General features: G+C 74.0%; 18 protein-coding genes. 11 read left to right on the top strand and 7 right to left on the bottom strand.

The features are described from left to right. Window positions 1-52: 52 nt before the first annotated feature. Window positions 53-1,105, bottom strand: coding sequence for an Rv2578c family radical SAM protein (locus tag AB0M16_RS21350; RefSeq protein ID WP_365345103.1), 1,053 nt, complete (start codon window positions 1,103-1,105; stop codon window positions 53-55). Window positions 1,106-1,253: 148 nt separating this feature from the next. Here AB0M16_RS21350 and AB0M16_RS21345 point away from each other — a divergent pair, with 148 nt between their 5' ends. Then, window positions 1,254-1,697 (top strand): SRPBCC family protein, encoded by a 444-nt coding sequence (locus AB0M16_RS21345; RefSeq protein WP_365345101.1) that lies wholly within the window; start codon window positions 1,254-1,256, stop codon window positions 1,695-1,697. 290 nt (window positions 1,698-1,987) lie between these two features. Continuing rightward, window positions 1,988-4,438, top strand: coding sequence for an MFS transporter (locus AB0M16_RS21340; RefSeq protein WP_365345099.1), 2,451 nt, complete (start codon window positions 1,988-1,990; stop codon window positions 4,436-4,438). A gap of 78 nt (window positions 4,439-4,516) precedes the next feature. Here AB0M16_RS21340 and AB0M16_RS21335 read toward each other — a convergent pair whose 3' ends face one another. Further along, the gene (locus AB0M16_RS21335) at window positions 4,517-5,593 is read right to left on the bottom strand and encodes a hypothetical protein (protein ID WP_365345096.1); all 1,077 of its coding nucleotides are present in this window, start codon (window positions 5,591-5,593) and stop codon (window positions 4,517-4,519) included. Window positions 5,594-5,753: 160 nt separating this feature from the next. Between AB0M16_RS21335 and AB0M16_RS21330 the strand changes: the two genes are divergently transcribed. From AB0M16_RS21330 to AB0M16_RS21315, 4 genes are read left to right on the top strand one after another with little or no spacing between them, the layout of a single operon-like run. Then, window positions 5,754-6,587, top strand: a complete 834-nt coding sequence (locus tag AB0M16_RS21330; RefSeq protein WP_365345094.1) for a M55 family metallopeptidase — start codon at window positions 5,754-5,756, stop codon at window positions 6,585-6,587. After that, entirely contained in the window at window positions 6,580-7,914 is a 1,335-nt protein-coding gene (locus AB0M16_RS21325; RefSeq protein WP_365345092.1) for a M20/M25/M40 family metallo-hydrolase, read from the top strand. Before AB0M16_RS21330 ends, AB0M16_RS21325 begins: the two co-directional genes overlap by 8 nt. A gap of 47 nt (window positions 7,915-7,961) precedes the next feature. Then, window positions 7,962-9,947: a prolyl oligopeptidase family serine peptidase gene (locus AB0M16_RS21320; protein WP_365345090.1), complete on the top strand. Its 1,986-nt coding sequence runs from the start codon at window positions 7,962-7,964 to the stop codon at window positions 9,945-9,947. Next, window positions 9,944-10,873, top strand: coding sequence for an LD-carboxypeptidase (locus AB0M16_RS21315; protein WP_365345088.1), 930 nt, complete (start codon window positions 9,944-9,946; stop codon window positions 10,871-10,873). Before AB0M16_RS21320 ends, AB0M16_RS21315 begins: the two co-directional genes overlap by 4 nt. A 324-nt stretch (window positions 10,874-11,197) precedes the next feature. On the opposite strand, the gene AB0M16_RS21310 is transcribed toward AB0M16_RS21315, so the two are convergent. Together AB0M16_RS21310 and AB0M16_RS21305 are read right to left on the bottom strand one after the other, a co-directional pair. Then, complete coding sequence (locus AB0M16_RS21310) at window positions 11,198-12,307, bottom strand: adenosine deaminase (RefSeq protein ID WP_365345086.1); 1,110 nt, start codon at window positions 12,305-12,307, stop codon at window positions 11,198-11,200. Window positions 12,308-12,408: 101 nt separating this feature from the next. Next, window positions 12,409-13,161 carry a GntR family transcriptional regulator gene (locus tag AB0M16_RS21305; protein ID WP_365345084.1) on the bottom strand — a complete coding sequence of 251 codons (753 nt, stop codon included), beginning with the start codon at window positions 13,159-13,161 and terminating at the stop codon, window positions 12,409-12,411. Window positions 13,162-13,336: 175 nt separating this feature from the next. Between AB0M16_RS21305 and AB0M16_RS21300 the strand changes: the two genes are divergently transcribed. From AB0M16_RS21300 to AB0M16_RS21290, 3 genes are all read left to right on the top strand, one after another. Then, entirely contained in the window at window positions 13,337-13,588 is a 252-nt protein-coding gene (locus AB0M16_RS21300; RefSeq protein WP_365345082.1) for a LapA family protein, read from the top strand. Beyond that, window positions 13,585-13,935, top strand: a complete 351-nt coding sequence (locus AB0M16_RS21295; protein ID WP_365345080.1) for a hypothetical protein — start codon at window positions 13,585-13,587, stop codon at window positions 13,933-13,935. The genes AB0M16_RS21300 and AB0M16_RS21295 overlap by 4 nt, the downstream gene beginning before the upstream one ends. 301 nt (window positions 13,936-14,236) lie before the next feature. Further along, the gene (locus AB0M16_RS21290) at window positions 14,237-14,890 is read left to right on the top strand and encodes a GNAT family protein (protein WP_365345078.1); all 654 of its coding nucleotides are present in this window, start codon (window positions 14,237-14,239) and stop codon (window positions 14,888-14,890) included. Here the strand turns inward: AB0M16_RS21290 and AB0M16_RS21285 are convergent. Further along, window positions 14,878-15,210, bottom strand: coding sequence for a DUF6204 family protein (locus AB0M16_RS21285; RefSeq protein ID WP_365345076.1), 333 nt, complete (start codon window positions 15,208-15,210; stop codon window positions 14,878-14,880). The two genes, AB0M16_RS21290 and AB0M16_RS21285, sit on opposite strands and share 13 nt — an antisense overlap. 148 nt (window positions 15,211-15,358) lie before the next feature. Here AB0M16_RS21285 and AB0M16_RS21280 point away from each other — a divergent pair, with 148 nt between their 5' ends. Then, complete coding sequence (locus tag AB0M16_RS21280) at window positions 15,359-17,329, top strand: DUF5107 domain-containing protein (RefSeq protein WP_365345074.1); 1,971 nt, start codon at window positions 15,359-15,361, stop codon at window positions 17,327-17,329. A 63-nt stretch (window positions 17,330-17,392) separates the two neighbouring features. Here the strand turns inward: AB0M16_RS21280 and AB0M16_RS21275 are convergent, their stop codons facing one another. Together AB0M16_RS21275 and AB0M16_RS21270 are read right to left on the bottom strand one after the other, a co-directional pair. Beyond that, entirely contained in the window at window positions 17,393-18,205 is an 813-nt protein-coding gene (locus AB0M16_RS21275) for a methyltransferase domain-containing protein (RefSeq protein ID WP_365345072.1), read from the bottom strand. A gap of 326 nt (window positions 18,206-18,531) precedes the next feature. After that, a complete protein-coding gene (locus AB0M16_RS21270; RefSeq protein ID WP_365345070.1) occupies window positions 18,532-19,050 on the bottom strand; it encodes a GNAT family N-acetyltransferase in 519 nt (172 codons plus the stop codon). Between the two features lie 393 nt (window positions 19,051-19,443). Between AB0M16_RS21270 and AB0M16_RS21265 the strand changes: the two genes are divergently transcribed. After that, the gene (locus tag AB0M16_RS21265; RefSeq protein ID WP_365345160.1) at window positions 19,444-20,580 is read left to right on the top strand and encodes a sulfite oxidase; all 1,137 of its coding nucleotides are present in this window, start codon (window positions 19,444-19,446) and stop codon (window positions 20,578-20,580) included. The last annotated feature ends 3 nt before the right edge of the window (window positions 20,581-20,583 follow it).

Here is a 20,583-nt window from a genome sequence, read left to right as displayed (position 1 = left end):
GCGGAGGTGACACGCCGTCAAAGGGTCGCGCGGGAGGGCGTCGCGCGCGGTGTCACAGCAGGGTGAGCTGCTCGGCCTCCGGCACGCGCGCGTGGTGCTCGGGGAGAGGCGTCCGACGCGGTGAGCTCCGGCGGTCGTTCGGGCCTATGCCGAACTCGGCGGCCAGCTCGTGCACCTGACGGGTGATCCGGCGCTGGTACCAGGTCGGCGCGTAGGCCCCGGCCGCGTACATGCGCTCGTAGCGTCCGACCAGTTCGGGGTGGTGCCGGCGCAGCCACGCGAAGAACCACTCGCGGGCCCCGGGCCGCAGGTGCAGCACGAGCGGCGTGACGGAGGTGGCACCGGCCTCGGCGACGGCGCGGACGGTGTCGCGCAGCTGCTCGGGCCGGTCACCGAGGAAGGGGACGACCGGGGCCATCAGGACTCCGCACCCGATGCCGTGGCCGGTGAGGGTCCGTACGACGTCCAGCCGGCGCTCCGGGGCGGGGGTGCCGGGCTCGATCGTGCGCCACAGCTCCCGGTCGGTGAAGCCGACGGAGACGGAGACGCCCACCTCGGTGACCTCGGCGGCCTGCCGGATCAGGTCCAGGTCGCGCAGGATCAGCGTCCCCTTGGTGAGGATCGAGAACGGGTTGGCGTAGTCCCGCAGGGCCTCCAGGATGCCCGGCATCAGCCGGTAGCGGCCCTCCGCCCGCTGGTAGCAGTCCACGTTCGTGCCCATCGCGATGTGCGCGCCCTGCCAGCGGCGGGAGGCGAGCTGTCCGCGGACCAGCTCCGGCGCGTTCACCTTGACCACGATCTGTGAGTCGAAGCCGATGCCGGTGTCGAGGTCCAGGTAACTGTGGGTCTTGCGGGCGAAGCAGTACACGCACGCGTGCGTGCAGCCGCGGTACGGGTTGACCGTCCACTCGAACGGCATGCGGGAGGCGCCGGGCACCCGGTTGACGATCGAGCGGGCGCGCACCTCGTGGAAGGTGATGCCGCGGAACTCTGGCGTGTCGAAGGTGCGGGTGGTGACCGCGTCCGCGCCGAACAGCGCGCTCTCGGCCAGGGCGGCGGGGCTGCCGGCGGAAGCAGAGCCGTCGGCCAGACGATCCCATCTCATGGACGCCTCCTCGGGGGACGGGGTGGTCCCAGATTAGAACACATGTTCCCTTGATCGCCGCAACCCGGATTTTGGGCCCCGGCGCCCAGGTGGTTGGCTTGGCCCGTATCCCCCGAAAGCACCACGAGAACAAGCTGGAGGAAGCGCCATGGCGCAGGTCGAGGCCACGACGGAGCGGATCATCGCCGCCGACGCGGAGACGGTGTTCGACGCCCTCGCCGACTACACCGGGACGCGCGAGAAGCTGCTCCCCGAGCACTTCAGCGAGTACGAGGTGCGCGAGGGCGGGGACGGGGAGGGGACCCTCGTCCACTGGAAGCTCCAGGCCACCAGCAAGCGCGTCCGCGACTGCCTCCTGGAGGTCACCGAGCCCACCGACGGGCAGCTCGTGGAGAAGGACCGCAACTCCTCCATGGTCACCACCTGGACCGTCACCCCGGCCGGCGAGGGCAGGTCCAAGGCCGTCGTCAGCACCGTGTGGAACGGCGCCGGCGGCATCGGCGGCTTCTTCGAGAAGACCTTCGCTCCCAAGGGGCTCGGCCGCATCTACGACGCGCTGCTCGCCAAGCTCGCCACCGAGGTCGAGAAGTAGGGCCGAGAGGCCGCGTCGAGAAGTAGCCTCGGGAAACCGGAACCCCGAAGTAACGCCCGGACCGGTCACCGATTCGAGTGGTTTCCCCGCGACCCCCGAAAGAGCGCCCGGCGCACTCGGGGGTCGCGCGTTTCCCGGCAAAGCCCCTGATGAGCGCCCCAAGTGCGCCCGCCCGCAGGGACGTTGAACATCCGGCGCCCCGCCCTCCTCCCGTACCGCCCGACTTGCTCCCGCTTCGCGCCCAATGCGAAGAATGGCGCGCGCAGACGCCGTGACGAGGGGAGCAGCACGTGGGTGCGATCACGCTGGCCGAGGACGCCAGGGACGCCGAGGGCCCGGAGCCGCACCTCGCCGTCGACACGACCGGCCCGACCGGCCCGACCGGCCCACCCGCCGGTCGGGCGGCGCGGTCCTCCGGACCGGAAGCCGCGCTCGACCCGCGCCGCGTCCGGCTCGTCTTCTGCGGACTGATGCTCGCGCTGCTCCTCGCCGCGCTCGAGCAGATGATCGTCGCGACGGCCCTGCCGAAGATCGTCGGCGAACTCCAGGGCCTGGACCGGATGTCGTGGGCGATCACCGCCTACCTGCTCACCGCGACCATCGGCCTCCCCGTCTACGGGAAGCTCGGCGACCTCCTCGGCCGCAAGGGCGTGTTCCTCTTCGCGATCGTCGTCTTCGTCATCGGCTCGGGTCTGGCCGGCTGGTCCCGCACCATGGACCAGCTCATCGCCTTCCGCGCCCTCCAGGGCGCCGGCGCCGGCGGGCTGATGATCGGCGTCCAGGCGATCATCGCCGACATCGTCCCCTCCCGGGAACGCGGCCGCTACATGGGCCTCATCGGCGCCGCCTTCGGTCTCGCCTCGGTCGCGGGGCCGCTGCTCGGCGGCTTCTTCACCGACCACCTCTCCTGGCGCTGGTGTTTCTACTTCAACGTGCCGTTCGGACTGCTCACCCTCGTCGTCGTCGCGCTCGTCCTGAAGCTCCCCAAGCCCACCGCCCGGGCCAGGTTCGACGTCCTCGGCGCCGTCCTCCTCGCCGCCGCCTCCACCTGCCTGGTGCTGCTCACCAGCTGGGGCGGCACCGAGTACGCCTGGAACTCCCGGGTCATCCTCGGGCTCGGCTGCGGCGCCGTCGCGGCCACCGCCCTCTTCCTCCTCGTCGAGCGCCTCGCTCCCGAACCGCTCATCCCCCTGCGCCTGTTCCGCGACTCCGTGTTCACCGTCACCGGTCTCGTCGGCGCGGTCGTCGGCATCGCCCTCTTCGGGGCCGCCAGCTATCTGCCGACCTTCCTGCAGATGGTCGAGGGCGCCAGCGCCACCGAGTCCGGTCTCCTGATGCTCCCGCTGATGGGCGGCATCGTCGTCGCCTCCGTCGTCTCCGGCCAGCTCATCAGCCGCACCGGCCACTACAAGCTCTACCCCCTGGTCGGCGGCGCCCTCTCGGCCCTCGGCATGTGGCTGCTGTCCCGCATGGACACCGACACCCCGCGCCTGACCCACAGCCTCTGGCAGGCCGTCCTCGGCGTCGGCATCGGTCTCGTCATGCCGGTCCTCGTGCTCGCCGTCCAGAACTCCGTACGCCCCGCCGACCTCGGCACCGCCACCAGCGCCCACAACTACTTCCGCCAGATCGGCGGCAGCGTCGGCGCGGCGATCTTCGGCACCCTCTTCGCCGCCCGCCTCGACGACGCCCTCGCCGACCGGCTCCCCAGGGACGGCGCCGCCCTGCCGCCCGCCGACTCGATCACCCCGCAGGCGGTCCACGCACTGCCGCCCGCGCTGCGCGACGCCTTCGTCCAGGCGTACGCCGACGCCATGCCCCGGATCTTCCTCTACCTCGTGCCGGTCCTCGCGCTCGGCCTCGTCCTCGCCTTCTTCCTCAAGGAGAAACCGCTGGTGTCCCACCACACCCCCACCACCGAGGCCCCCGCCACCCCCGTCCCGCACGCCCGGGCCGCCGCCCCCGCCGCCGCTCCGCCGCTCGCCGGCGTGCCCGTCTGCGGCACCGTCCAGCACCACGACGGCAGCTGCGTGCCCCGGGCCGCGCTCACCCTCATCGACGTCCAGGGCCGTCAGATCGGCCGCGGAGCCAGCGGCGAAGACGGGCGCTACGCGCTCAGCGTGCCCGGCTCCGGCGCGTACGTCCTGATCGCGGCCGCCGGCGGGCACCAGCCGCAGGCCGTCTCCGTCACCGTGGGGGAGCGCCCCGTCGAGCTGGACGTCGTCCTCGGTGGCGCGGGGCGGCTCGCCGGCGCCGTCGTCACCGCCGACGGAACTCCTGTCCGGGACGCGGCCGTCACCCTCACCGACGTGCGCGGCGAGGTCGTCGCCTCCACCCGCAGCGGCCGCGACGGCGGCTACGTCATCGGCGAGCTGGTCGCCGGCGAGTACACCCTGGCGGCCAGCGCCCCCGCGTTCCGCCCGGCCGCGCTTCCGGTCAGCGTCCAGGCCTCCCGCGAGACCCGCCAGGACATCGAGCTGGCGGGCGGCGCCGTGCTGCGCGGGACGGTACGGGCGGGCGGCGGGCGGCCCGTCGAGGACGCCCGCGTGACCCTGCTCGACGCCGCCGGGAACGTGGTCGACACGCTGACGACGGGCCCGGACGGCACCTTCCGGTTCGTGGACCTGTCCTCGGGCGAGTACACGGTGATCACCGCCGGCTACCCCCCGGTCGCGACCGTGCTCCAGCTCGCGGGCGGCGGCCGCACGGAACGCGACCTCCAGCTCGGGCACGAGGACTGAGGACCGGACGGGGTTTCCGCGGGTCCCGTCGTCCCGGGGGTGAGGTCCCGGGAGACCCGCCCCCGGGTACGCGGGGTTTCAGGAGGCGGTGGTGGCCTTGCGCAGGGCGCTGATGCAGGCGCCGATCGCCTCCTGCAGGGCCTCCAGGCGCTGGAGCATGTCGTCCTCGACGACGTCCTCCTCCAGGACCTCGTCGAGGGTCAGCTCCTCGAAGACCTTCGTCGCCTTCTGCAGACTGTTGTAGAACTTCGCCCGGCGCTCCTGGACCCGCAGCGCCGGGTCCGCCTCGACGGTCCGGGCGACCATCGTCCTCACCGTGTCGTAGGCCTCACCGGCCCACTCGCCGGCCTCCTCCGAGTCGTCGAGCTCGTCGATCAGCGTGAGGTGCCGCTCGGCCTCCGCGCGCAGCTCGGCCGGCGCCTCGACGGTCTGCCCGGCGGGCGTCCTGATCCGGCCGCCCTCGGCGATCTGCCGGACGTACTCGATGCGGTCCGCCGCCTTCGCCTCGTGCGCCACCGCCTTCTTCAGGTCGCCGGTGCGGGCGATGGCCCGGGCCATCTCGGTCTGCAGCGCCGGGTCCTCCTTCATCCGGTCGAGCAGCGCGCCCCGCGCGGCCTCGGCGGTGCCCGGGTCGGCGAGGATCGCGGCCCGGAGCGCCGTCGGGTTCTCCGCCACCTCCAGCGCCTTCGTCGCCTTGATGCCCTCCGCCTCGGCCGCCGCCGTGATCGCGTGGCCGCGCACGGAGGTCGCGCTGTTGCGGGAGGAGTAGTACGACAGCCAGACGTCCGCCTCGGGCAGCTCGACGTCCTCGCCGGGGACCAGCGCCTCGAACTGCGGCACCAGACCGTCGTCGGCGGCCATGTCCCACGCCTTGTAGTAGCGCATGACCCGCTCGGGGGAGCAGCCGGCGAGCTCCGCGAAGGCCTTCGCCGACACCTTCTCCGAGCCCTCGGCCGCCTGCCCGCCGGGCCGCACGCTGCGCGCCACCTTCAGCGCGAACGTCCACCCGCCGGTCCGCGCGTACACCCCGAACTCGCGCGCGTCGCGGACCACGGCCTCGGCGACCGCCTGCGCGGCGGGCTCGACCCACTCGCCGGTGTCGAGGGCGCTGTCGACGGGGGAGGGGGTTTCGGACGGGGCGAGCGAGGTGGTCACCGAGGGGTCTCCTGGGGTACGCGGGACGACGAAAACTGCGCCCGTCAGCCTATACGCACCTGATGAAAGGATTCGCCCGAATCACCGCCACCGGTCCATGCCTTCGACACTTTTCCACAGGGGTGGTCGGGCCCGCCGGGAGGCGCGTACGGTGCCAGGCATGAAGATCCTGATCAGCGCCGACATGGAAGGCGCGACCGGTGTGACGTGGCCCGCCGACGTGCTGCCCGGCACGCCCCAGTGGGAGCGCTGCAGGTCCATGTTCACCTCGGACGTCAACGCGGCCGTGCTCGGCTTCTTCGACGGCGGCGCCGACGAGGTCCTGATCAACGAGGCGCACTGGTCCATGCGCAATCTTCTCCTGGAGCGCCTGGACGAGCGGGCCCAGATGCTCACCGGGCGGCACAAGTCGCTGTCGATGGTCGAGGGCGTCCAGCACGGCGATGTCGACGGCATCGCCTTCGTCGGGTACCACACCGGCGCGGGCGCCGAGGGCGTCCTCGCGCACACCTACCTGGCCAATTCGATCACCGGCGTCTGGCTCAACGGAGTCCGCGCCGGCGAGGGCATGCTCAACGCGCACGTGGTCGCCGAGTTCGGGGTCCCCGTCGTCCTCGTCACCGGCGACGACCTGACCTGCGAAGACGCCCTCGGCTACGCGCCGGAGGCGCTCAAGGTCGCGGTCAAGGACCACGTGTCGCGGTACGCGGCGATCTGCCGCACCCCGGCCCGCACGGCCTCCGACATCCGCGCCGCGGCCAAGGAGGCCGCTTCCCTCGCCGTCCGGCACGAGCCGGTCCGAGGCGGACCGTTCACCGTGGAGCTCGAGTTCGACGCCGAGCACCTGGCCGCCGCCGCGACGGTGGTCCCGGGCGCCGAGCGGAGTGGCGAGCGGCGGGTCGCCTACACCAGCGAGACGATGTACGAGGCAATCCGCACGTTCAAGGCGGTCACCACGATCGTGTCGGCCGCCGTGGAGGAGCAGTATGGCTGAGGAGGACAGGGGCCCGGACCCGACGGCACTCGACGAGGTCGTCACCTTCACGTCCGAGCTCATCAGGATCGACACCACCAACCGGGGCGGCGGCGACTGCCGCGAACGCCCCGCCGCCGAGTACGCGGCGGAGCGGCTCGCCGACGCGGGCCTGGAGCCCACGCTCCTCGAACGCACCCCGGGCCGCACCAACGTCGTCGCCCGCATCCCGGGCACCGACCCCACGGCCGACGCGCTGCTCGTCCACGGGCACCTCGACGTCGTCCCCGCCGAGGCCGCCGACTGGACCGTGCACCCCTTCTCGGGAGAGGTCCGCGACGGGGTCGTGTGGGGACGGGGGGCCGTCGACATGAAGAACATGGACGCGATGGTGCTGGCCGTCGTCCGCTCCTGGGCCCGGCAGGGCGTCCGACCGCGCCGGGACATCGTCATCGCGTACACCGCCGACGAGGAGGCGAGCGCCGAGGACGGCTCCGGCTTCCTCGCCGACGCGCACCCCGATCTCTTCGAGGGCTGCACGGAGGGCATCAGCGAGTCCGGAGCCTTCAGCTTCCACCCCGACCCCGGGATGACGCTCTACCCGATCGCGGCGGGCGAGCGCGGCACCGCCTGGCTCAAGCTCACCGCCCACGGCACCGCCGGACACGGCTCCAAGGTCAACACCGCCAACGCCGTCACCCGCCTAGCCGAGGCCATCGCCCGCATCGGCGCCCACACGTGGCCGGTACGGCTCACCCCCACCGTGCGGGCCGCCCTCACCGAACTGGCCGCCCTGTACGGCATCGACACCGACGTCGACGCCCCCGACTTCGACACCGACCTCCTCCTGGAGAAGCTCGGCCCGGCCGCCGCCCTCGTCCGGCCCACCGTCCGCAACAGCGCCAACCCGACGATGCTGGAGGCCGGTTACAAGGTCAACGTGATCCCGGGCCACGCCGTGGCGTACGTCGACGGGCGGATGCTGCCCGGCGGCGAGGACGAGTTCACCGAGACCATGGACCTGCTCACCGGCCCGTACGTGGAGTGGGAGTTCCACCACCGCGAAGTGCCGCTGGAAGCGCCCGTCGACTCGCCGACCTTCGCCCGGCTGCGCGCCGCCGTCGAGCGGTTCGACCCGGCCGGGCACGTCGTCCCCTTCGCCATGTCCGGCGGCACCGACGCCAAGCAGTTCTCCCGGCTCGGCATCACCGGCTACGGCTTCTCGCCGCTGCGACTGCCCCCCGAGCTCGACTACGGGGCGCTCTTCCACGGCGTCGACGAACGCGTCCCCGTCGACGCCCTCCACTTCGGCGTCCGCGTCCTCGACCACTACCTGAGATCCGCCTAGTCGCACCGCAGTTCGACGCCCGCACGACCCGCACAGGGGGGAACCTGATGGCACCCACGGCCACCTACGGCAGCTGGCCGTCACCCATCGCCGCCGCGCTCGCCGCCGCCCACGACGGACGGCCCGACCACGTCGGTTTCGTCGGCGACGAGGTGTGGTGGACCGTCCCGCGCCCCGCCGAGGGCGGCCGGCGTGCGCTCGTGCGCCGCCGCGGCGACGGCACCGAGGAGTCGGTGCTGCCGGCCCCGTGGAACGTGCGCAGCCGCGTCATCGAATACGGCGGTCAGCCCTGGGCGGGCACCGCGCGGGCGGACGGCTCGGCGCTCGTCGTCTTCTGCCACCTCCCCGACCAGCGGCTCTACGCCTACGAGCCGGACGCGGCCGACGGCGCCGCGCCGCGCCCCCTCACCCCCCTGTCCGACGTCGGCGGCGGACTGCGCTGGGCCGACCCGGTGCTCCGCCCCGAACAGGGCGAGGTGTGGTGCGTCCTGGAGGAGTTCACCGGACCGGGCACCACCGACGTGCGCCGGGTGATCGCCGCGGTGCCCCTGGACGGCTCGGCCGCAGAGGACCGCTCCCGCGTCCGCGAACTCACCGACGGACGTCACCGCTTCGTCACCGGCCCCCGGCTCTCGCCCGACGGCCGGCAGGCCGCCTGGATCGCCTGGGACCACCCCCGGATGCCCTGGGACGGCACCGAGGTGCTGCTCGCCGAGATCACCGAGGACGGCGCCTTCGGCACCCCCCGCACCGTCGCCGGCGGCCCCGAGGAATCCGTGCCCCAGGTGGGTTGGACCCCCGACGGGCAGCTGCTCCACCTCAGCGACCGCAGCGGCTGGTGGAACCTCTACCGCACCGCCGCGGACGGCACACCGGTCGCGCTCTGCCCGCGCCCGGAGGAGTTCGGCGGGGCGCTGTGGAAGATCGGCCTCAGCTGGTTCCAGCCGCTGGACAGCGGACTCGTCGCCGTCGTCCACGGCAAGGGCGCCACCGCCCTCGGGATACTCGACCCCGACAGCGGCGAACTGGTCGACGCCGCGGGCCCCTGGACCGAGTGGGCCGCCACCCTCGCCGTCCACGGCACCCGAGTCGTCGGGGTCGCCGCCAGCCCCCGCAGCGCCTACGAGGTCGTCGAGCTCGACACCCGCACCGGCCGGGCCCGGGTCGTCGGCTGCCCGCACGAGGACCCGGTCGACCCCGCCTACTACCCCGAACCGCAGATCCGCACCTTCACCGGACCCGACGACCGCGAGATCCACGCCCACGTCTACCCGCCGCACAACCCGGACCGCACCGCGCCCGGCGACCGGCTCCCGCCCTATGTGATCTGGGCGCACGGCGGCCCCACCGGACACGCCCCGCTCGTCCTCGACCTGGAGATCGCCTACTTCACCTCCCGGGGCATCGGCGTCGCCGAGGTCAACTACGGCGGCTCCACCGGCTACGGACGGGAGTACCGCGAGCGGCTGCGCGAGCAGTGGGGCGTCGTCGACGTCGAGGACTGCGCCGCCGTCGCCCGCGCGCTCGCCGACGAGGGCACGGCCGACCCCGCCCGCCTCGCCATCCGCGGCGGCAGCGCCGGCGGCTGGACCGCCGCCGCCTCCCTCGTCCACAGCGACGTCTACGCCTGCGGCACGATCATCTACCCCATCCTCGACCCCGCGGCCTGGGCCGACGGCGAGACCCACGACTTCGAGTCGGAGTACCCCCGGTCGCTCATCGGTCCCCTCGACGAGGTCCCCGCCCGCTACCGCGACCGCTCCCCGCTGGAGCACGTCGACCGGATCACCGCCCCCTTCCTGCTGCTCCAGGGTCTCGACGACGTGATCTGCCCACCGGCCCAGGCCGAACGGTTCCTCGCCCGGATGGCCGGCCGGGGCGTGCCCCACGCCTACCTCGCCTTCGAGGGCGAGGCGCACGGCTTCCGCCGGGCCGACACGATGATCCGCTGCCTGGAGGCCGAACTCGCCCTGTACACCGGGACCTTCGGTATCGAGCGGTCCGACGTCCCACGGCTGGAGCTGAGGAAGTGACCCCGGAACTGCTCCGCCCCCACCGGCTGCGCCCCGGCGCCCGCGTGGCCGTCGTCGCGCCCAGCGGCCCCATCCCGGAGGACCGCCTCCAGGCCGGCCTCGACATCCTGCGCGGCTGGGACCTCGACCCGGTCGTCGCCCCCCATGTCCTCGACACCCACCCCACCCTCGGCCACCTCGCCGGAACGGACGCGGACCGTGCCCGCGACCTCACCGAGGCCTGGTGCGACCCGTCCGTCTCCGCGGTCCTGTGCGCCCGCGGCGGCTACGGTGCCCAGCGCATGGCGGACCTCCTCGACTGGACGGCGATGCGGGCCGCGGGCCCCAAGGTGTTCGTCGGCTACAGCGACGTCACCGCACTCCACGAAGCCTTCGCCGGCCGCCTCGGCCTCGCCACCCTGCACGGCCCGATGGTCGCCGCCGCGGCCTTCCTCAAGGACACCCGCACCCAGGAGTCCCTGCGCGCCACCCTCTTCGCGCCCGAGTCGGTGCGGACCATCGGCCTGGACTCCGCCCGCGCCCTGGTCCCGGGCCGAGCCCACGGCGTCACCCTCGGCGGCTGCCTCTGCCTCCTCGCCGCCGATCTCGGCACCCCGCACGCCCGCCCCTCCGCCCGGGGCGGGCTGCTCCTCCTGGAGGACACCGGGGAGGAGCCGTACCGCCTCGACCGGATGCTCACCCAGCTCCTGCGCTCCGGCTGGCTGGACGGTGTCGCCGGCATCGGTCTCGGCTCGTGGGAGGAGTGCGGCCCGTACGAGGGGGTCCGCGCGGTCCTGCTCGACCGGCTCGGCGCGCTGGGCGTCCCGGTCCTGGAACAGATGGGCTTCGGGCACCACGAGAGCGCGCCGACGATGCCGCTGGGCGTACCGGCCGTCCTGGACGCGGAGGCGGGAACGCTCACGCTGGACGTACCGGCGCTGGTCTGAGGGCGGCGCGCACGAGAGGCTGACGGCGACGGTCGCAGCCGGCGACACCGCGTACACCGGCAACAGAGGGGGCAAGCCGGTGACGATCGTCAGCGCGCCGGAGGACGAGCGCACGCTGGAACTTCCGCTGGTCCAGGGCCGGGTCGGCTGAGCGGCCGGGGCAGGGACCGGGACCGGCCGGGACGTCGCGGGCCGGTGCGGGGGTGGTGCGGTGCAGTGCGGTGCGGGGGTGGTGAGGGGCGCGGCGTACGGGGATTCTCCTGTACGCCCCGCCCCCCGCGCCCCCGCCCCGCGCAGCGGATGCCCTCGGTCCGGGCCGGGGGGCTAGCGGGTGGCGAGAGCCGCGTAGCCCGGGCGGATCAGCTCGTCGATCAGACGGCGGCGTTCCGGGAGCGGGAGGAAGGCGGCCTCGACAGCCGCGACCGTGAACTCCTCGAAGACCTCCGGGCCGTAGCCGAAGGCGTCCACCATGTGCTGGAACTCCTCGCTCATCGTGGTGCCGGAGACCAGCCGGTTGTCCGTGTTGAGGGTGATCCGGAAGCCCAGGCGGCGCAGCTCGTCGATCGGGTGCGAGGCGTAGTCCTTCGCCGCGCCCGTCTGGAGGTTGGAGGTCGGGCAGACCTCCAGGGCGATGCGGTTGTCACGGACGTACGAGGCGAGCCGGCCGAGCGTGCCGTCCTCGGCGATGTCGTCGGTGATCCGCACACCGTGCCCGATCCGCTCGCTGCCGCACACCTGCACGGCCTCGTGGATCGACTCCGCGCCCACGGCCTCGCCGGCGTGGATCGTGAAGTGGCAGTTCTCCCGCTTCAGGTGCTGGAAGGCGGGCAGATGGCGGGCCGGCGGGTTGCCGATCTCGCCGCCGGCGATGTCGAAGCCCGCCACGCCGTTGTCCCGGTGGGCGACGGTGAGCTGCGCGATCTCCAGGGAGCGGTCGGTGTGCCGCATGCCGGTGAGGAGGGTGCGGACGGTGATCCGGCCGCCACTCCGCCGCTCGCCCTCACGGAAGCCGGCGTTCACGGCCTCGACGACCTCGTCGAGGGTGAGGCCGCCCTCCAGGTGCTGCTCGGGGGCGTAACGGATCTCCGCGTAGACGACCCCGTCGGCGGCCAGGTCCTCGGCGCACTCGGCCGCGATCCGCTCCAACGCCTCGCGGGTCTGCATCACCGCGCAGGTGTGGGCGAAGGTCTCCAGGTACCGCTCCAGCGAACCGGAGTCGGCGGCGTCCCGGAACCAGACCGCCAGCTCGGCCGGGTCCTCGGTGGGCAGCCTGGCGTATCCGCATGCCCGCGCCAGCTCGACGATCGTCGCGGGGCGCAGCCCGCCGTCGAGGTGGTCGTGCAGGACGGCCTTCGGGGCCTGCCGGATCCAGTCGGCGACGACGGCGGAGGAGGCAGGGGCAGGGGCGGCGGCAAGGTTGTCAGACAAGTGCATGGCGGGGAAGTGTACGCCACGTGGGGAGGGTGGTGATGTGACGGTGGCGACAGGGGGATCCGCCCCTTGCCCGCCGGCCCGTCCCGCGAGCCGTGCCGCCGTCAGTTCGACTGCAGTACCGGCAGCGCGGGGGCGCCCGTCGGGAGCATGTGCTTCGCCGCCAGGACGGGCGTTCCGTCGACCCGTACCACCTGGGTGACCAGGACCGCCGGAGTGTCCGCGGAGCGGCCGAGCTGCTCGCCCCGGCGGCGGCCGAGCAGCGTGGCGGTGACCGCGCCGTGCGCGGCCAGCGGTACTCCTCGCGACGCTCCCGCGAGCACGGCCAGCATCGACGTGCGTTCCGGGGCCGCCGTCGTCCGCAGGGCCTCCGCGAACGCAGGATGCGCGCGGTCCAGGACCTCGTCGGCGGCCGCCCACTCGTGGATCAGGGCCGCCGGCCCCGCCTCCCCGGCCAGCACGGACTCCCAGAAGCGCAGCTCCGACCCGGCCGGGGCCAGCAGGTGCTGGGTGGTGAAGTCCGTGGGCTCCTCCACCGAGCGCAGCAGGCCCCGGACCCGCAGCGGCGGGCCGCCGGCCGCGAGCAGTTCCTCCAGGGCCTGGACGTGCTCGAAACCGCGCCTCGGCGGGTGCGCGTTGACGGTGCGGCCCACCCCGCGGCGCACCGTGAGCAGACCGTCCTCCTGGAGCAGCAGCAGTGCCTCGCGGAGCGCGGGACGGCTGACGCCGAGTTCACCCGCGAGCTTCGGTTCGGAGGGGAGCGTGGAGCCCGGGGGGTAGGTGCCGTCGTGGATGGCGTCCGCGATCCGTTCGTAGAGCGCGACGACGGGTCGCCGCTGCTGTCCGCCGGCTGCCACGGATCCTCCTCGTGCTCGTGCTCGTGCTCGTGCCGTGCCCTGCTCACGTCTGCTCACGTCTACCGTAGTCGTCCCGCCTTGTCTGACAAGTCACTCGTACGGAGGCTTCCACCGCCGCCGAGTCGCCGGAATCCCCCCATCCTGGGGGAACGAACGACGGAGGAGAGGGCCGGTCATGAGTCTCAAGGAGACATCGAGCTCGACCACGGGCGAGGCCCGGGCGGGCGGAGTCTTCACCCCCGGCCGGATCGCGACCGCGGCGGTCGCGCTCCTGACGCTCGTCCTCGCCTTCGAGAACACCCGGCAGGTGCGGATCAGGCTCCTGGTTCCCGAGGTTTCCGCGCCGCTCTCCCTCGCGCTGCTCGTGACCGCCCTGCTCGGCGCGGTCTGCGGCGGTTGGGTGACCGCCCGCCGGAGGCGCGGGTGAAGCGCGCGGCCGTCCTCGGCGCGGGCGCCGCCCTCGCGCTGGCGGCCGTGGCGGTCAGCTCGGCGGAACCGGTCGCCGCGGCGGAGGACGAGGGAGGGGCCCTGCCCATGCCCGACCTCCTGGGCAAGGGCTTGTGGCGGGTCTTCACCGCGCTCGACCCGCGGACGCGGCTCGACGTCCACGACGTGGGCGGCGGCGACCGGCGTGTGCTGTGGCCCCCGAGCTGGCGCGTCTGCACCCAGCATCCGGCGCCGGGCGCTGCGCGGGGGGCGCGGGGGCGGGTCGTGGTGGGCGTCGTGAAGAAGGGCGAGGCGTGCCCGGCCCGCGTGACGGCCGCCCGCCGCTGACCCCGTCGACGGACACCGGGGCCCGGGCGTCGGCACACCGCGCCCGTCACCGGGCGCCGGAGTCAGCGGCCCGGGGCGTCCCGCCCGCCGCCGGGCCCCGTCACCGGGTGCCGGGTCCCGCCACCGGGTCCCAGGTGCCGGGTCCGGGGCCTGCGGCCCCGACGCAGTCCGGCGCTGCGCGGCGATGGGGGCGAAGGTCAACCGGGCACCTGCCGGGTGCCGGGCGCGGGGTGCCGGCCCCCCGTCGACGGGTGCCCGTGCCGTAGGCCGGGTGCCGGCCCGCGGTCGCTAGCCTGGGGGCATGGCTGGCGATCTTGAGGCGTATCTCGCTGTCGGGCCCCGCGTCGCTCTGCGACCGTTCTCCCTCGGCGACGCGGAGGAGTTCACCGCGCGCGCCCGCGAGAGCCGTGGGCTGCACGCGCCGTGGCTGTTCCCGCCGCAGACGGCGGAGGCGTTCGCACCCTATGCGCGGCAACTGATCGAGGACCCGGCCCGGGCCGGGTTCCTCGTCTGTGAGCGGGCCGACGGGCGGATCGCCGGATTCGTCAACGTCAACAACATCGTCCGCGGGGCCTTCCTCTCCGGCGCCCTCGGCTACGGCGCCTTCGCGCACGCCGCGGGCCGCGGACTGCTCTCCGAGGGCCTCGGTCTCGTCCTCGCGCACGCCTTCGGGCCGCTCGGCCTGCACCGCCTGGAGGCGAACATCCAGCCGGGCAACACCGCCTCCCGCGCCCTGGTCCGCCGCGCCGGCTTCCGCCTGGAGGGCTTCTCGCCGGCGATGCTGTTCATCGACGGCGCCTGGCGGGACCACGAACGCTGGGCGATCACGGCCGACGGGAGCGAGGGCGGCGGCGAGGGCCGGAGCGGGGCGGAAGCATCCGGGCACGCTGGTGCCGGGGGTGCCGGGGGTGCCGGGGGTGCCGGACGTGCCGGCGAGGAAGGTCAGCGCTTGTAGTTGATCTTCATGGTGTCCATGTCGGTGACCGTGGACCTCAGGCTCGCATGGGCGTGGCCCAGCGCCTCCAGGGCCTGCTCCACGCGGTCCTCCGCGATCGCCGCCGCCATCTCGTCGCCGTCCGCCACGTCGGAGACGACGACCAGGCGGTACGAGAAGTGCTTCAGGTTCCGGTCGTAGGCGAGGGAGCCCTCCTCCGTGAACTGCATCGCCGCGAGCCCGTGCTCGTCGGCCTCGGCGAGCAGCCGGCTCCGGCTCTCCTCCGACAGTCCGTCGAACGTCCCTCGGACGATCACCCGGTAGGTGTGCTGCTCGCTCATGCCCCGCGCCCTTTCCGCGCCGCTCCTCCGTGACGGAACCACACTAGGTCGGCCGGTCCGCGCCGCAACGGAATTTCTGGGTCAAGCCTCCCGGGGGCCGTTGTCCACCCCCTGGCCAGCGGTGGTTCCGCCGTGTTCCATGGTCGACATGACGACCGTACGACGTGCCGTAATCACCCTGCCCGCGGCGCAGTTGGGCCCGGACAACCCCCTGCCCGCCCTCCGTCTGCTCGTCGGTGCGCCCGGGACCGGAAGCGGAGCTCCCGTGGTCGACGAGCGCGACCGGGACCGGATCCCGCGCGACATGGCCCGGCAGCTCGGCCGCGCCCCCCTGCGCACCGTGCTCCCCACCCGGATCCGTGACGGGTACGGGCGCGAGCGCGTTCCCACCGCTCTCGACGCGATCGAGATCGAGAACGACCTGCTGCGCGTCACGGTCCTGCCCGGGCTCGGCGGGCGCGTCCACAGCCTGTTCCACAAACCGACCGGTCGCGAACTCCTCTACCGCAACCCGGTGTTGCAACCGGCCGCCTTCGCGCTCAACGGCGCCTGGTTCTCCGGCGGCATCGAGTGGAACATCGGAGCCCGAGGCCACACCACCCTCTCCTGCGCCCCGTTGCACGCGGCGGTCGTCCCCGGACCCGACGGCGGCCCGGTGCTGCGCCTGTGGGAGTGGGAACGGCTGCGCGACCTGCCGTTCCAGGTCGATTTGTGGCTGCCGGACGGCGCCGAGCACCTGCGCGTCGGCATCCGCATCCGCAACCCGCACGAGCGTGCCGTGCCCTGCTACTGGTGGTCCAACACCGCCGTCCCCGAGGACCGCCGCGTCCTCGCCCCCGCGGACGAGGCCTGGCACTTCGGCTACGAACACGCCCTGCGACGCGTCCCGTTGCCCCGTACCTCCGACGGTACCGACCGTACGTACCCGCTGCGGAGCACCCACGCCGCCGACTACTTCTACGCCGTTCCGGACGGCCGACGGCGCTGGATCGCCGCCCTCGACGAGCACGGCGACGGCCTCGTGCAGACCTCCACCGACGGGCTGCTCGGCCGCAAGCTCTTCCTGTGGGGCACCGGACGCGGCGGCCGACGCTGGCAGGAGTGGCTCACCGAGCCCGGCACCCCCGGCTACGCCGAGATCCAGGCCGGACTCGCCCGCACCCAGCTGGAGCACCCGCTCCTGGAGGCGGGGGAGGAGGTCTCCTGGCTGGAGGCGTACGGTCCGCTGACCGCCGACCCGGCCACCGCGCACGGTCCGGACTGGACGGCCGCCCGCGCGAGCGTCGAGGACGCCCTGGAGGCGGCGCTGCCCCGGAACGGGGTCGACACGGCCTACGAGGAGTGGCGCGCCGTCGTCGCCGACGCCGGACCGGGCCCGTCCCTCGCGACCGGCTCCGGCTGGGGTGCGCTCGAAGTGCTCCGCGGGAAGCACGAGTTGCCCGGTACGCCCTTCCCCGAGGAGCTGTTGGGGGAGGAGCAGCGGCCCTGGCTGGACCTGCTGCGTACGGGAGCGCTCCCGGACGGCGGCACGGACACCGGTACGCGGCCCGGGACCACGCTCGTCTCGGACGCGTGGCGGGACATGCTGGAGACCGCTCCGGCCGATCCGTCCACCGAGTACCACCTGGGAGTCGCCCAGTGGGCGGCCGGCGATCTGGCCCAGGCGGTACGGAGCTGGGAGCGCGGCCTCAAGAACACGGCCACCCGCTGGCCGCTGCTCTACTGCCTGGCCGTCGCCGACCGGGAGGGGGGCCACCCGCAGCGGGCGGCCGATCGTTACGCGGAGGCCTTCGACGACCTGGACGGCGGTGACCCCCTCGTCACGGCCGCCCTCGGACGCGAGGCGGTGACCGCGCTCCTGGACACGGGCCGTGTCGGGGAGGCACGCGGCGTGCTGGCCCGGCTCCCGGAAGACGTCCGCGCCCGCGGGGCCTTCCGCTACCTGGAGGCGCGGCTGCTGCTGGCGGAGGGGCGGAGGGGCGAAGCCGGCGCCGTCTTCGACGCGGGCTTCGAGGTCGCGGACCTGCGGGAAGGCGCCGAGGAGCTGGGCGAGCTCTGGTCCCGGACGTCGGACGAACCCCTCCCGGGAGCCTACGACTTCAGGATGCGCCCGAGCTGACGCCCTCGGCAGCGGCCGCCGGAGCTGGGCCGGAGAGGCCGGGGTCCGTCTTCCGGGCCCGCTTCACACCCGGCACAGGATCTCGCCGTGCGGGACCATGAACCACCCGTCCGGCTCCTCGCCCCAGGCGCGCCACGCGTCGGCGATCCCGGTCAGCTCCTCGTGGGTCGCGTGGCCGCCCTCGACCGCCAGGCGGGCGTAGACCGACTCGGTCGTGCGGTCGGCCCACAGGCCGCTCCACCACGCCCGCTGGTCCCCTCCCGCGAAGGACCACACGCCGGCCGAGGCGGTGACGTCGGTGAAGCCGGCCTCGTGTGCCCAGGACAGCAGACGGCGGCCCGCATCGGGTTCGCCGCCGTTGGAGCGCGCCACCCGCCGGTACAGGTCCTGCCAGCGCTCCAGGCCGGGCTGGGCCGGGAACCACGTGAAGGCGCCGTAGTCGCTGTCACGGGCGGCGACCACGCCTCCCGGCCGGCAGACCCGTCGCATCTCGCGCAGCGCCTGCACCGGGTCGCCCACGTGCTGCAGTACCTGGTGGGCGTGCACGACGTCGAAGGAGTCGTCGGGGAAGTCCAGGGCGTGGACGTCGGCCACCGCGAACTCCACGTTGTCCACCCCCTGTTCGGCCGCGGCCGCCCGAGCCTGCACCAGGACGTCCTCCGCCGTGTCCACCGCGGTCACCCGGCCCGGCGCGACCCGCGCCGCCAGGTCGGCCGTGATCGTGCCCGGTCCGCAGCCCACGTCCAGGACGTCCAGCCCGGCCCGGAGCGCGGGGATCAGATAGGCGGCGGAGTTCCGCACCGTGCGCCAGCGGTGCGACCGCAGGACCGACTCGTGGTGTCCATGGGTGTAGACGGCGGTTTCGGCATGCGACATGACCGGACTCCCTTGTGTGCGTGGGTGTGAGCACCGCTGTGATCACCGTACGCCGCCCATTCGGAATGTGAGACCTCATTCTCATGATGTGGACCTTCGCGATGTGGGCCAGGGTCAGGCGCGTGTCAGGTGAACAGGGGAATTCCGTATCGGAGTTCGCTGAGGAGTCGGCCGCCGGTGTCGTCGGTGACGGACACGCCGTCGGGGCGCCAGCCGGCGTCCCCGGCCGCCCCGGCCACGCCATTTCCGAGGCCATGCCGACGTCACCCCGGCGACGGCGGAGCGCCACCTCCCGGCGTTCCCCACCACCTGCGCCCTCGCGGCCCCTACGCGCGCCACTCCCAGCGTCGCTCCCCGTCCTCGAACTCCTCCGTCGGCGTCAGGCCCGCCGCCTCGGCCACGGCCGCCGAGGCGTGGTGCTCCGGATGCACATGCGCCACGAGCGTCGGCGCGCCCCGCTCCCGCAGCCAGTCGGCCAGCAGGGCCGCCGCCTCCCGGGCCAGGCCGCGCCCCTGCCACGGAGTGCCGACCACCCAGGCGATCTCCGCGCCGCCCGGCACCACCGTGGCCTGCACGGTGCCGACCGCCGCGCCGGTCCCGCGCAGGCGCAGCACCCAGTTGCACCAGGACGTCGTCGTCGGGTCCGGCGGACCCGCGAGGAGGCGCGCGTAGCGGGCCCGGAGCTCGGGCTGCGGAAGCGGTGCACCGCCGATGAAGGAGTGCAGCGCGGGATCGGCGAGGGCCCCGGCCATCTCCGCGGCGTGATCGAGCCGCAGCGGCTCCAGGTCCAGGCGGGCGCCGCTCAAGGGGACGGCGGCGACGCGGTTCGGCTCGAAGGCGTTCATCCGCACAGTCTCCCGGGCGACGGCCTCCCGCCGGCCTCAGGCCCCCCGCCGGCCTCGGGACCCGCGCCGGCCTCGGGACCCCCGCGGGCCCGCAGTCCCCCGCGGGCCCGCAGTCCCCCGCGGGCCCGCAGCCCCCCGCCGGCCCGCAGGCCCCCCGCCTCGGGCCCCCGGGCCCCGGCCCGCAAGCCGGATCCCTCAGCCCACCGGCCCACGAACCGACCTGACGGTCTGTCACATGACAGGACGATGAACGCCCCGTCGCCGGCCGCCCTCCGTCCCCTCTCCGCCCCTAGGGTGTGGCCCACCCCTCCGCTCGCCCCTCCCGACCTGCCGAGGAGACAGACGCCCGTGCCCGCCCGCCGCTCCCTCCTGAAGGCGCTCGTCGCCGCTCCCGTGCTGTCCGCCTTCGGGGTCCCGTCCGCCACCGCCGGTGCCCCCTCCCTCGCCGCGCCCGGCATCCTCAAGCCGCTCCCGCCCGAGTACTTCACCCTGCGCGGGACGAACGCGGAGGCGCGCTACGAGACCCTCAAGGACACCGGGGTCCTCACCCCCGTCGACCGCTTCTTCGTACGGAACCACACCTCCACGCCCGTCCTCGACGCCTCCGACTGGCACCTCACCGTCTGGGGCGACGGTCTGCACGGCCGTACGCCCGTCCGCTTCACGTACGGGCAGCTGCGTGACCTGCCGTCCGTCACCCGTACGGCGCTGATCGAGTGCGCCGGAAACGGCCGCAGCCTCTACACCACCCAGCAGGGCGAGTCCGTCGCCGGTACCCCCTGGACGCTCGGGGCGATCGGCGCGGCCCGTTGGCGCGGGGCGCGGCTCTCCGACGTGCTACGGCTGGCCGGTATCGCCTCCGACGCGGTCGACGTCCAGCCCCGCGGCCTCGACGCCTCGTACGTGACCGGTGGCGTCGACCTCGGCCGGGTGCGCCGCCCGCTGACCGTCGCCAAGGCCCTGGACGACGTGATCCTCGCCTACGAGATGAACGGCGAGCCCCTCCCGTACGACCACGGGCACCCGGTCCGGCTCGTCGTGCCGAACTGGATCGGCATCGCGTCCATCAAGTGGCTCGGCGACATCGAGGTCTCGCGCGCCCCGCTGGCCTCGCCCTGGTTCACCGACCACTACCGGTTCTTCGGCGCCGCCCACCCGCCCGGCGGCAGCGCTCCGCTCACCCGCCAGACCCTCAAGAGCGCGTACGAACTGCCCTTCGGCGCCACCCTGGAGGCCGGCCGCACGCATCGGCTCGAAGGCCGCGCCTGGTCGGCACACGCGCCCGTGCGCAGGGTCGACGTCTCCACCGACGGCGGAGCCCGCTGGCGGCCCGCCCGGTTCCTCCAGCCCTCCCGGCACGAGCCCTGGGTCCGCTGGACGACGCCCTGGCGCCCGCACGGCCCCGGACCCGTCACCCTGCTGTCCCGGGTCACCGACCTGGCGGGGAACACCCAGCCCGAGCGGGCCGTGCACAACACGCAGGGGTATCTGTTCGACGCGGTCGTCCGGCACCCCGTCACCGTCGTCTGACCG

Source organism: Streptomyces sp. NPDC051921 (genome assembly GCF_040680975.1).
Lineage (GTDB): Bacteria > Actinomycetota > Actinomycetes > Streptomycetales > Streptomycetaceae > Streptomyces.
This window is presented reverse-complemented; position numbering and strand designations above follow the sequence as displayed.